This window comes from Lentzea albidocapillata subsp. violacea (genome assembly GCF_900100275.1).
GTDB classification, from domain to species: domain Bacteria; phylum Actinomycetota; class Actinomycetes; order Mycobacteriales; family Pseudonocardiaceae; genus Lentzea; species Lentzea violacea.
Genome location: NZ_FNET01000003.1, coordinates 486,992 through 499,367, shown reverse-complemented (window position 1 = coordinate 499,367; position 12,376 = coordinate 486,992). Strand labels below are relative to the sequence as shown.

Below are 12,376 nucleotides of genomic sequence, written 5' to 3'. Positions count from 1 at the left end.
TCAATTGACACTGCTACAGTGGGCGGTGCCCCCTCACATAGGGGCAGTACCAGCAACGACGGAAGGCAACGACGGCTGATGAGCGTTGAGCAGGGCGAGGCGTTCGGCCCCTGGCTCGGGCGGCAGCTCCGCCGAGCCACGATCTCTCAGGCGGAGCTCGCCAAGCGCCTCGGAATCACGCGCGCGGCGGTGTCCGCGTGGATCGTCGGACGGGCGGAGCCGCGCGACGAGCACAAGCGGATGATCGCCGAGATCCTCGGCATCGATCCGGAAGCCGTCACCAACCGCACGTCGGACGTCTCGACCAACCTCCCTCTCACCTGGCACCACCGGCCTGCCCACGCGGACGGGGGACGCGAGTACGGAAACGCCGCCGCTTTCGCCTTCAACGCGGACCTGTCCGTGCTCGCCCGCGAGGCCACCCAGAACTCGCTGGACGAACGTCACGACCTGACCAGGCCCGTGCAGGTCCACTACACGTTGCACGAGATCAGTGGCCCGCATCTCGACAAGTTCCTCGACACTCTGCGGTGGAACGAACTCCGCGAGCACTACGACGCCGCCGCCGGCAAGAACCAGAAGGTTTCGCGCAGTCTGAAAGCGGCCCTGGAGGAGCTCGACCGTACGAGGACCACTCTGCTGCTGCGGGTCGACGACTACAACGCCGCCGGCCTGACCGGCCCCGAGTACAGCGACGGACGCTTCGCCGCGGTGGTGCGCAGGCAGCTGGACAGTCACAAGGAGTCGAGCAGGCGCGCGGGTGGCTCGTACGGACTGGGCAAGGTCACGCTCTGGGCGACCAGCAAGTTCGGTCTGGTCATGATGAACTCGACGCTCTCCGAACCGCACGAGGGCCGCACCGAGCGCCGGGTCATCGGCAGGCTCGACCTGCCGTGGCGGACGGTGGACGACGAGGCGTACGCGGGCCCGGCCTGGTTCGGAGAACCCGACACCTCCCTGGAGCATCCCAAGGTGTCGAGGTCCTGGTGGGCCGACGAGGAGACCGTTCGCGATCTGCACTTGGAACGTCCCCATTCCGACGCCGGTACGTCGTTCCTGATCGTCGGCGCGTACGACGCCTCCGGTGACGCGGCGTCCCTGCAGGACATGCACGAGAAGCTCGTCCGTTCGCTCGCCGACGGCTTCTGGGCGGCCATGGTCGGCGGACAACGCGCAGGCGCGTTGCTCGACGCGCGGGTCACGACGATGCGCAACGGCCAGGTCCTGGTGCCCGAACAGCGGGTCGACCCCTACAGCAGGCATCCGGCGCTCAGCCGGGCGCTGAAGGCATACCTGGACAACGACACAGTCCCCGAACGGACGTCCGGCGACCAGGTCGCGCAGACCGACGTGCCGCTGTTCGTGACGCCGCTGCTGAACGCGCCGCGCGTCGAGGGCAAAGGCACCGAACACCGCGCGGTCCTGTTGCTGACGGCGACCGACGATGAAGAGCGGAAGAACCGTGTCGTGTGCATGCGGGGCAACCGGATGACAATCATGGAGCGTCGCCCGCGCGAGCTTCCGCTGGGCACCGACTCGTTCCAGGCGGTGCTGCTCGCCGGCCACGCGACCGAGAACGACGGTGACGACGTCCAGCTCGCCGAGGACTTCCTCCGGGCGTCCGAACCTCCCGAGCACAACAAGTGGGACCGCACGGAAGAGCTCACGTCCCTGTACCGCCGCGGTGCGTTGAGTCGCATCGACGACTTCAAGGAGGAGATCGACCGGGCGGTCCGAGAACTGGTGGGGCGTCGGGAAACCGTCACTCGCGGCGGCCCGGCGGTGTTGCAGGAACTGCTGCGCCTGAACTCGGGTGGTGTGTCCACCGGCACGCGGCGTGCCCAGGGCGTGCCGACGGTCCGCAGCATCAACGCCCGTCTCGACGACACCGGAGCCTGGCACGTCGATGTCGACCTGAAGCTGCCGGAAGCGGAGGACTCCTGGTTGCTGACGCCGGTGGCGAAGTTCGACGTGCGATCCGGCGGCAGACCGGCCGTCGAGTGGAGTCTGCTCACCGCAGCCGACAACTGTCAGGTCGAGAACGGCAATCTGGTGATCCCCGCCGGTACGCGCTCGGCTTCGTTCGCCGGCGTCACCGACCCGGCCAGCCATCCCGTACGCGGCAAGCTGTCCCGTCTGCTCGTCGACGTCCAGAAGGCACGGGGAGGTGCCAGGTGAAGGCGGCGTTTCCGTACCCGACGCTGTTCGGTGACGTGAGCTTCGAGGTGACCGCCGTGACGGTGGACGGCTCGCCACTGCCGTACACGCACGTGTCGAAAGCCGAGCAGACGGTCGCGTTGCACCAGACCGGCCGCGACAAGTGGGATGTCGCCGTACTGCACATCAGGGCTGCACTGCCCGAACAGGAGCTCGCCGACGGTCCGTGGACTGACGCGGTCTGCCTCGCGGTACTCACCGAGAAGGCCACGAACGCCAGGACGAGTGGCCGTCTGACGCGTGTACAGGACGGCAGCTGGCAGGGGCGGATCGAGTTGGTGCGCAACAACCATCTCAATCGCGCATCGCTCAGCTTGACCGTGGCGGCCACGCTCGACAACCTGCCGGGCCGCGTCATCGGTACCGCTGAACGGGACTGGTTCGTCGACCTGAAGGTGACGACGCCGGTGCGCCAGCGCGAGATCGAGATCGTCGAGATCGACTTCCGGGAAGGCGACCTGGAGTGGTTGCGGCCCTTCAAGGAGGCACCGTGGATCGTGGAGACCACCGGTGAGATTCCGACCGTGTACCTGAACACCAGCGCCGTCGAAGGTCTGGTCGAGGTCTTGCACGGCAAGGGAGGCAGTGCAGAGGAGAAGCTGCTCCGCGAGATGACGTCGAGTCAGATCGCTCAGGATGCCTGGACGGCGATGTTCCACACGGCGATCAGCGATCTGGACCTGGATGAGGACGGCACACCCCAGATGCCGGGCGGCTGGCGCGAACCGGTCCTGCAGATGATGCTGCCCGACGTCCTGCCGGGACGGCAGCTCACCGACGCGCTGTTCGACATCAACGAGCGTCGCACCAAGGGTTTCGGTTGGTCCGAGTTGCAGACGAGCGTGCAGTACGCCGCAGGCAGACGCAGTCAGATGACCAAGAAGCTGGCCGTGGCAACACGGTCGGTGAACAGCGTCGCGAGGGGCGGGAGTCAGTGAACAGTCCGGACACCGCGGTGAACACGATCGGGCTTCTCCCCGACGCCGCGATCGCCAAGTTCCTCACAAGAGGAATGCAGACAGGACAGGAAAGCCCACCGCTGGTCGCGCTCCGCAAAGCCGCGGTGCAGCCCGAACCGGCAGAAGCGCGATGGAACGTCGAGCCGGTGCGCGAGCTGCTTGACGAGGCGATGAACAGGTTCACCGGCCGACCGTCCCGTGCGGACGCTTGGCTCGCTCCTCGTCTACACGCGACGCTGCGCATGACGCGCACCGAGGCCGCTGACAGTCGTCGGTGGAACTTCCTGGCGATGATCACGGCACCGGACTACGTCGTGTGGCGACACAAAGGCGGTGAGATCGTGCCTGCCGCCCGATTCAGCGGACCGCACTACACGCAGGCCTTCTCCCGGCTGTGGTGGGCCGCCGAACTGTTCCGCGACGGCTACGACTACCGACCGGCCGAGTTCGCCTGCGGCTTCCAGGACGTTCTCAACACCACCATGCGGCTCGACGTGATCGATCACCGCCCGACCGCGCACACCATCCTCCGCCTGCTGGAGGAGCTGCGGAACGCGAACACTCCGGACCTGGGCGTCCGCGTGAATGCCCTGTCATCTGCGGTGAACGCCGCCGGCAGCACGCTGTTGTACGACGTCTTCGCTCCGGACGAGGCACCGGACCACGACGCCGTACAGGACTGGGTGGACGAGTCAGCAAGCATGCCTCCCGTGCCGTGGGACCGACTTCCCGAAGCTCCGGACGACGGCAAAGTCAGCGAGCGTGCCATCAGCGCGTTGCTGCCGCTGTTCACCCAGTTGCTGGAAGAAGCACCGCTTCGCAAGCGCGGCAAGCACTCCTCCACAGACGAGGAAGAGTGACCTTGTGGGACGTCAGTCAGGCCTTGGTCGTGGGCACCAGAGGCTTGGCCGGGTAAGGATCCCAGTTCGACCGAACAGCACGATCGAGGTCGTCGGCTTCGAACTTCAGTCCGAGTGCGGCAGCGAGGATGTGAGTCGCGAGCCTGGGCGGGATGGCGTTGCCCACTTGCTGCGGGATGTGCCTTCCCGACCAGGGGTAGTTCTTGGGGAAGGTCTGCAGCCTGCCGTACTCGTCCTTCTCGAACCTCGTCGGCGTTGCCGTGAGAGTGTCGTCGGGGTACAGCTTGTTCCGGTCGATCTTGCCCGTGACAGTCGCGGACGGTTCGTCGGACCGTCTTCTGCCTCGCGCCTCGGGCACACCGCCGGTGCCGTAGTTGGAGACGACGACGAACTTGTCTTTCCTGCTCAGTGCTTCCGCCATGGACACCCAGGGCAAGAGCTTCTGGTCACCCTCGTCCTTCGACTTGCCCTTGCGATAGCGACGGTGCGTGGGAGTCGGCAGCTTGGCTTCGCCGTTCAGGCGAGCGATGAGGATCGCCCGCCGCCGGGTCTGCGGAACGCCGAACTCCTCGGTGTGCAGGATGCCGGTGTCCACGTCGTACCCGAGGTTGCGCAACGCCTTCTCGTACTCCTCCCACACCGGAAGGACGGCAGGCACCTGCTCCAACACGATGGCCTCGTAAGGCTTTCCGCCGCGGTGGGCGGCCAGCACCCAGCGCAATGGTTCGAGCACCAGCCCCGTACGCGGATCCGCATCACCGTGCATGTTGGCCAGCTTGTCCATGACGTCCTCGCCGTTGACCATGCGCTGCAGGAACTCAAGCACCTGGTCCAAGGCGCGCCTCCCGGCACCGCCACCCGCGACCGTGTAGGTCTGGCACGGCGGTCCGCCGGTGAGCACAGTCGCGTCGGGAAAGCTCGTCGGTGCGAACTCACGGACGTCCGCGAACTCCGTGACGAGATGAGCCGCGTTCCGAGTCGTGCAGGCGTCTCGGTCCCACTCGACGCCCGCGACCTTCAGGCCGAGCCAGTGCGCGGCGACATCGAGTCCGCCGGGGCCGGCGAACAGGTCGACCATCTGCGCAGACGAGAACAGCGATGGCCGCACAGAGTTCATGGGGTCGGAGTTTATCGCGCAGCGGCTGCGACCGGAATCAGGCACTGCTTCGTGCCAGAGCTGCCCGAATCGACTGTCCCAGCGCTTGCCCCACCGGTGGCGGCGATGCGTGTCCGATCTGTCGGTACCTGACCGTTTTCCTGCCGGCGATCTGCCATTGCGCCGGGAATCCCTGCAAAGTGGCGGCTTGTTCGACGGTGAGCTTGACCATGCCGGCCCTCCCCGCCCCGGGGTTCCAATCGAAGTCAGGTCCAGGTACGTCGTCGGCCAGGGTTCCGCCGTCCACGCCCATCTTCGCCCAAGCCCTCTTCGAACCCGTCGGCCCGAGGTCTGGTCCACCGCGCTTCCACGACCCTCCCACCAAGGTCGGCGCCAGCTTGTCGGCCTGCTTCGCCCATTCCTCCGCCTGCTGCCATCCACGGGCGCTCATCGACTCGCGCAACGCATCGCCGACGGTCACAAACGGCTCCAACGACGGAGCGGGCTCTTCGAAGAAATCCATCGCGTCGCCTTTGAACGCCACGAGGATTCCCTGTTCGCGACTCTGCGCCACGCCGTGGTCGGCAGCGTTCAGAACGAACCAGCGATGGCGATAACCGAGATGCCCGAGTTCTTCCGCCACAAAGTCCCTGATGGACTCATACCCGGGTTTGACCGCGAGGTCGGGAACGTTCTCCACCACCAGGGCACGTGGCTGCACCCCGGGAACGAGCATGATCGTCGCTTTGAGCAGTTCGAGTTCGGCCTCGCTGCCGTGCCTGCGGGTGGCCGTTGCCGACGCCTGCACCCTGGGCAGGCCTGCTGACAGCAGATCCACGTCATAGACCTGCGGATAGTCATCCGGCACGAACTCCATCAGGTCCATCTCGAGCACGTGCCAGTGCGGACGGTTCACACGGAGCGTTTCGCAGGCAACGTCCCGGTTGTCGATCAACAGCACCGGGTCGAACCCGGCCTGCTCCAACCCCAGCGCAAGCCCCCCGGCTCCTGCGCAGACGTCCAGCGAGGAGAAGCGTTTCTCCGCTTTCACCATTTCGCGCCCAAGCCCCCTCTGACTCCGTTTGGAATTGAGAGTAACCCCAAACGAAGTCGGAGGGATCGAGTTGCACACCTCAAGGTCTAGCGGAACTTCCAGGCCTGGGCCGCGGAACCGTTGCAACTCCAGATGTTCAGGCGCGTACCGGGAGTGGTCGACGCACCGGGGTTGTCCAGGCACAGCCCCGACTGCGGGTTCTGCGCGGAGCCGTCCGACCGCACGCGCCACTGCTGCGCGCCCGTGCCGTTGCACTCCCACAGCTGAACGCTCGTGCCGTTGGTGGTGCCGCCGTTGTCGACGTCGAGACACTTGCCGGCGATGGCGATGGTGCCGTCGGCGACGACGCGCCACTTCTGCGCGTAGGTGTTGTTGCAGCCCCAGATCTGGACTGGGTTGCCGTTGGCGGTGCCGCCCTTGTCGTTGTCCAGGCAGAGGGTCGGGGTGGCCGACAGCGCGACGGATCCGGCGCCGGACGGGTGGCGTTCTGCCGGGAGTGACGGCGTGTTGAGGTGGTAGAAGTCGACGGCCAGGTAGTTCGGGGTCTTGCGGGCGGCGGGTTCGCAGAAGCGCTGGGCCCTGTTGACGAGCTTGGAGTTGTCGGTGGCGACGGTGCCCTGCATCGGGACGTCGCGGAAGTGGTTCATCACGAACAGCGGGCGGAAGCCGGTTTCGGTTGCGGTGAGTGGCTTCTCGCCCCAGCGGGAGTAGCAGGACCAGTCTGAGGTGCCGGTTCCGGAGCCCATCGACCAGTAGTTCTCGACGGTCCAGTCCCTCTGGTAGAGGACGCCGGAGTTCTCGCGGCCGTCGCGGCTGTGGTCGGTGAAGATGAGCAAACGCTTGCCGGAGGCCCTCATCTGCGACAACGTCGGCCAGCCGTTCTCCCGGACGCCCTCGGCGCGGAACAGGACGTCGCCCAGGCCCTGGACGCGGGCGAGTTCGTTGCGCAGGACGTCGGCGGAGACGTAGTCCTCGAGGAACACCGTGACGATCTCGGTGGGGCGGGCCTTGAGGAAGTCGACGATGCGCTGGATGTCGACGTTCAACGCCACTGGCCTGCTGACGGCCGTGCAGCTGTTGTGGCAGAGGATCGCGCCGTCGGGGGTCTGGTGGATGTCGAGCATGAAGCCGCGGACGCCGTCGTTGAGCTGCTGCACGATGCCGCGGGACTGGTTCGGGGCGATGTTGGCGAACATGAAGCCGCCGTCGACGCCGTTCGCGTAGGCGTTGTGGGAGGTCAGGAACGTCATCTCGTCCAGGCGTGGATCGGCCGGGGGCTGGACGCGGACCGGGTTGACCGGGGTGAGGAACCACCTGTCGTTGCCGGTGCCGACGCGGATCTGGTCGGTGCCGGACGCGATCAGGTAGCGGTCGGCGCCGGGGTCCTTGAAGCGGTATCTGTCCTGGTCGTCGAGGAGGCCGACCCACTTGGCCTCGGCGCTGGAGCAACTGACCATCTGGGCAGCGTCACCGGATCGGCCGAGGCACAGACCGCCCTCTGCCAAAGTGCTGCCGTTCCAGGAGAACTGCTGGCGGTCCTCGTTGCCCTTGGGGCGGTGCTGGACCACGGACGAGCCGGAGACGGCGGCGTTCTGGCCGGTCACGGCGCTTTGCAGGTAGTAGTTGCCGTTGGGAGCGGCGGCCGCGTCCACGGGGACGAGCAGCAGCGACAACAGCGCGAGCACAGGGATGATGCGCATGAGGTGAAGGCTCGACCATGGACGTGAACATGAAAAGACTTCACTTCGAAATCCGTCCAAACCGAGACATCTGTGAGCCGGGCCACAAAAGCCGATGCAGCGGATCGAGGGGTGAAGGGGGTTTCCCACACCGCAAACGACCAAGGACGAGAAGGGGGCGGCGTGGGGTTCGACCAGTTCGTGGCTGATCGCCTGGACCGGCTGTTGGGGTACGCCACAGCCATCACCTGCGACAAACACCTGGCGCAGGACATCGTGCAGAACGTGCTCATGCGCGCGCAGGGCAAGTGGGAACGCATCGGGGCGATGGACGCGCCCTATCTCTACGTGAAGCGCATGGTGACCAACGACTACCTGTCGTGGCGGCACCGCAGGGCCGCGCGGGAGATCGCCGTGGAACGCGGTGAGCTCGCAAGGCACGTGCCGTCGATGGCCGATCCGGCTGACGCGCACGCCGAACGCGAGGCCATGCGCGCACGGATCGCCATCCTGCCGCGCAAGCAACGTGCGGCGTTGGTGCTGCGGTTCTACGAGGACTGCAGCGACGCGGAGATCGCACAGGTGCTCGCGTGCACGGAATCGACCGTGCGCAGCCAACTCTCCCGCGCGCTGCAGACGCTGCGCACTCACGAACTCGCCCGATCCGCCACCCTGGGGGTGCACTCATGAACGAACTGATCCGTCAGGCCATCGCCGCTGAGGCCGAGGAGCGCGTCGACTCCCGGACCGTCATGGCCAACCTGCACAAGGCCAGGAAGCGCAAGCCGCTCGGGCTGATCGTCGGCGTCGCGACGCTGACGGCTGCCGCCGCGGCCGCCGCCGTGATCATCCCGGCGACGATCAAGAAGACCGAGGCGGCGCCGATGGCGGCGCAGACGACGCCCGCGCAGAGCGTGCTGCTGCTCGGCACCGACGACCACAACCGCGCCGACGCGATCGTCCTCGCGCGCTTCGGCGAAGACGGCTCGGTCGACGCCCTCTCGCTGTCCCGGGAGCTCACGTACCAGTCGACCAGGCTCAGCCAGCTGGAGTCCCCGGCGAAGGTCGTCGAGGCCGTCGAGAAGCTGACCGGGACCAGGGCCGATCACCACGCCGTGATCAAGATGGCCGACTTCGGCAAGATCTCGCAGGCCGTCGGCGGCGTCGAGGTCTGCCTGAAATCGGCGGCGAACGACCCGTACAGCGGCGCGAACTTCCTCGCCGGCAAGCACACCCTGACGGGCGACCAGGCGCTCGCGTTCCTGCGTCAGCGCCTCAACCTGCCCCGCGGTGACCTGGACCGGATCGCGCGCCACCAGGCGTTCCTCGCCGGGATCGCCGCGAAGCTCACCAAGGACAACGCGGTCGCGCTGGCCCGTGAGGTGAGCAGGTCGGTCCAGGTCGACGCCGGCTGGGACGTGCTGGAGTTCGCCCAGAGGTTCCAGGGACCGGTCAAGATCCGGACGAAGACGTTCGAGAGCACCGCCGCGAACCCGAGCGGGCAGGCTCCCGAGTCCGGCGCCCCTGAGTCGAACAAGGGCCCCCTGGGTTGCGTGGACTGACGATCACTCCAATGGAGCATCAAGTCGCCCTTCTGCGCAGCCGATGATCTGCATGTAGCGCGCGGGACGGCCGCTACGATCAATTCGTGCGCGAACCACTTGAACGTGACTCCGAGATCGCGCACATTCGTGAAGCTCTGGACGCAGCCACCCGTGGTGAGGGTCGCGTCGTCGTCATCGAGGGCCGTGCGGGCATAGGCAAGACCAGGCTCGTGCACGAGTGCCGCGAGCTGGCCAAGGAGCGCGGATTCGGGCGGTTGCAGGCTGTCGGCGACGCCATGGAGAGCGCGATGGCGTGGGGCGTCGTCCGGCAGATGGTCGAACGGTCGGTGTCGCGGTACTCCGGCGAGCTGCGCGAGAAGATCCTCGCCGGGCCGTCCGGGGCGGCGCTGAAGGCACTGGACGACGCCGCGCTCGACCCGAGCCAGGCCGAGCTCGCCCGCACGCTGCACTCGTTGTGGTGGGTCGCGGTGGACCTCTCGTCCACCCGGCCGCTGCTGATCACGGTAGACGACGCGCACTGGGCGGACCACTCGTCGCTGCAGTTCCTCGTCTACCTGTCGCGCCGGATCGCGGACCTGCCGATCGCGCTGGTCGTCGCGACCAGGCCGCCGATGGACAACTTCGGGCCGCTCGCGCAGCTCAGCGTGTCCGCCGACCGCCTGCTGCCGCGTCCGCTCACCACGGACGCGCTCAGCGCGCTCGTCGGCGGGCACCCCGAGGTGATCACCGCCCTGCACGCGGCCAGCGGCGGGAACCCGTTCCTGTCCGGCGTCCTGGTCGACGAGCTCGCGGCGCTCGGGCTGCCGCTGGACGACGCCGCGACGGCAGGAAAGGTCGGCACGCTCGGCCCCAGCACCGTCTTCCGCGCCACGCTCGGGCGCCTGCCGGCACCGGCGGTCAAGCTCGCCGGCGCGGTCGCCGTGCTCGGCACGCACGCCGATCCGTGGCAGGCCGCGGAACTGGCGGAGGTCACCGATCTCCCGGCCGCGGCGGAGGCGTTGACGGCGGCGAACGTGCTGACCACCGGCGAGTACCTGGAGTTCGTGCATCCCGTTGTGCGCGAGGCGGTGCTGACCGGTCTCGGGCCGATCGCGCGCGCCTCGTTGCACGCACGCGCCGCGAAGTCGTTGCAGGAGGCGCACGCACCGGCTGATCGCGTGGCCGCACACCTCGTCCACGCTCCCAAAGGGACGTTGCCGAACGCCGCGGACGTGCTGAGGAAAGCCGCGGCGACGTTGCTCTCGGCCGGCGATCCGCGCACTGCCGCAGGGCATCTGGCACGAGCGGTGGACGAGCGGCCCACCGACGCCGGACTGCGTGCGGAACTCGGGCGCGCGTTGCTGCGGCTCGGCGACGCGGTCAACGCCCACCGGCACCTGAAGGCCGCGGCGCAGGGACTTCCGGACGCGGAACTGGTGGCGGCCGCGGCCTCGGCGACGGCAGCTCTCGAAGGCCCTGCCGCCGCGATCGCGGAACTCACCGAGGCCATCGAAGCCCGTCCGGACGGCGAGTCGCGCCTGCACCTGGAGGCACGGCTGGCGGTGTTCCGCTCGTTCCTCCCCGACCAGCGCCAGATCGCGTCCGCGCACCTCAGCGGCTACTCCGGCCTCGCGGGCAGCACCCCGGACGAACGCACGCTGCTCGGTCTGCTCGCCCAGATGGGCCGCTACGAGGTCTGGCCGCACGACGAAGTCGCCGCGACCGCGACGCGCGCGCTCGCGAACGGTGCGTACCTCGACGACGCGACGGGCAGCACGGATGCGATGGTCGCGTGGCTCGTGGCGCTGCTCGCGCTGATGGCGGCGGACGGCGTGGGCACCGCACGGCACGAGATCGAACGGGCCAGGCTGAAGGTGCGGGCCCACGGGTCGCCGATCGAGTTCGCGATGGTGGCGAACGCGTCGCTGTTCCTGAACTGGCGCTGCGGCAACATGCAGGCCGTCGAGGCGGAGGCCGAGGGCGCGCTGGCCGCCGTCGCGCTCGAGGACCCGGTGTCCGAGGTGATCAGCCTGCGCGCGACCTCGACGCACTTCGCGGTCTACGCGGCGCTCGAACGAGGTGACGTCGCGGCGGCGTCCGCGTTCATCGGCGCGTTCGAGGGTGCACACGCCGATGCCCGGCTGACCATGCCGATGATCTGGTTGCACGAGGTGCGCGCGTTGATCGCACTGGCCGAGGGCGACGCACGGCGCGCGATGTCCGAGGCTTACCGCCAGCGCGACGCGATGCACCAGGTGCACGTCGATCCGCCCACGATCCCGTGGCGCGGGCCGGCCGCGCGCGCGGCGTTGCTGCTCAACCAGCAGGAACTCGCGCTGGAACTGGCCACCGAGCAACTGGAGGTGGCCCGCAAGTGGGGCGCGGCCACCGAGGTCGGCGCGGCTCTGCGGTTGCTCTCGAACGCCGACGCGGACTCACGGCTGGCGCTGCTGACCGAGTCCGTGACCGTGCTGGAGGCCTCGCCGTCGCGCCTGGAACTCGCCCGCTCGCTGGTCGACCTGGGCGAGGCCCTCAGGGTGGCGCGGCGGCGGACCGATGCGCGGGAGCCGTTGCACAGGGCGATCGAACTGGCGGGCGACTGCGGTTCGGCGGTGCTGCAGACCCGCGCGGTGGAGGCGTTGGAAGCCCTCGGCGACCGGCCACGACGGCAGGTGGTGCTGGGGTCGGAGGCGCTGACGGCGTCCGAACGGCGGGTGGCCGACCTGGCGGCGGTGGGCCGGGCGAACAGGGAGATCGCGCAGGAGCTGTTCGTGACGCCCAAGACCGTCGAGAACCACCTCGGCCGGATCTACACGAAGCTCGGAATCGCAGGTCGCAGGGATCTCGCACGCGTCCTTGCCTAAGGCAGAGCGACGTGGGGGTGTCCCTGATACACCCATCTTTCCGGTTGGAGGGTTGAGGGATCTCCCCTCATGCGCTTGGGGGTCCACCTCGGCGAATCTTGTG

At 68.0% G+C, this 12,376-nt stretch carries 9 protein-coding genes; 6 read left to right on the top strand and 3 right to left on the bottom strand.

The features are described from left to right. Nucleotides 1-78 precede the first annotated feature (78 nt). The 3 genes from BLR21_RS10235 to BLR21_RS10225 are packed head-to-tail and all read left to right on the top strand — an operon-like array spanning nucleotide 79 to nucleotide 4,036. Complete coding sequence (locus BLR21_RS10235; RefSeq protein WP_090005550.1) at nucleotides 79-2,178, top strand: helix-turn-helix domain-containing protein; 2,100 nt, start codon at nucleotides 79-81, stop codon at nucleotides 2,176-2,178. Beyond that, on the top strand, nucleotides 2,175-3,155 hold the full coding sequence (locus BLR21_RS10230) for a hypothetical protein (RefSeq protein ID WP_090005549.1): 981 nt from the start codon (nucleotides 2,175-2,177) through the stop codon (nucleotides 3,153-3,155). Before BLR21_RS10235 ends, BLR21_RS10230 begins: the two co-directional genes overlap by 4 nt. Beyond that, complete coding sequence (locus BLR21_RS10225) at nucleotides 3,152-4,036, top strand: DUF6339 family protein (RefSeq protein ID WP_090005548.1); 885 nt, start codon at nucleotides 3,152-3,154, stop codon at nucleotides 4,034-4,036. Before BLR21_RS10230 ends, BLR21_RS10225 begins: the two co-directional genes overlap by 4 nt. Nucleotides 4,037-4,052: 16 nt before the next feature. On the opposite strand, the gene BLR21_RS10220 is transcribed toward BLR21_RS10225, so the two are convergent. The 3 genes from BLR21_RS10220 to BLR21_RS43665 all read right to left on the bottom strand — a co-directional run bounded on the left by BLR21_RS10220 (nucleotide 4,053) and on the right by BLR21_RS43665 (nucleotide 7,886). Beyond that, nucleotides 4,053-5,153: a DNA cytosine methyltransferase gene (locus BLR21_RS10220; RefSeq protein ID WP_090005547.1), complete on the bottom strand. Its 1,101-nt coding sequence runs from the start codon at nucleotides 5,151-5,153 to the stop codon at nucleotides 4,053-4,055. A 37-nt stretch (nucleotides 5,154-5,190) separates the two neighbouring features. Next, nucleotides 5,191-6,186: a DNA cytosine methyltransferase gene (locus BLR21_RS10215; protein ID WP_090005546.1), complete on the bottom strand. Its 996-nt coding sequence runs from the start codon at nucleotides 6,184-6,186 to the stop codon at nucleotides 5,191-5,193. A gap of 86 nt (nucleotides 6,187-6,272) precedes the next feature. Next, nucleotides 6,273-7,886: a PI-PLC domain-containing protein gene (locus tag BLR21_RS43665; RefSeq protein ID WP_256334595.1), complete on the bottom strand. Its 1,614-nt coding sequence runs from the start codon at nucleotides 7,884-7,886 to the stop codon at nucleotides 6,273-6,275. A gap of 162 nt (nucleotides 7,887-8,048) precedes the next feature. Here BLR21_RS43665 and BLR21_RS10205 point away from each other — a divergent pair, with 162 nt between their 5' ends. The 3 genes from BLR21_RS10205 (at nucleotide 8,049) to BLR21_RS44385 (ending at nucleotide 12,273) form a co-directional block, all read left to right on the top strand. Next, nucleotides 8,049-8,555, top strand: a complete 507-nt coding sequence (locus BLR21_RS10205; RefSeq protein WP_090005545.1) for a SigE family RNA polymerase sigma factor — start codon at nucleotides 8,049-8,051, stop codon at nucleotides 8,553-8,555. Then, a complete protein-coding gene (locus tag BLR21_RS10200; RefSeq protein ID WP_090005544.1) occupies nucleotides 8,552-9,427 on the top strand; it encodes an LCP family protein in 876 nt (291 codons plus the stop codon). The genes BLR21_RS10205 and BLR21_RS10200 overlap by 4 nt, the downstream gene beginning before the upstream one ends. Nucleotides 9,428-9,513: 86 nt before the next feature. Beyond that, entirely contained in the window at nucleotides 9,514-12,273 is a 2,760-nt protein-coding gene (locus tag BLR21_RS44385; RefSeq protein ID WP_090005543.1) for a helix-turn-helix transcriptional regulator, read from the top strand. Nucleotides 12,274-12,376 lie beyond the last annotated feature (103 nt).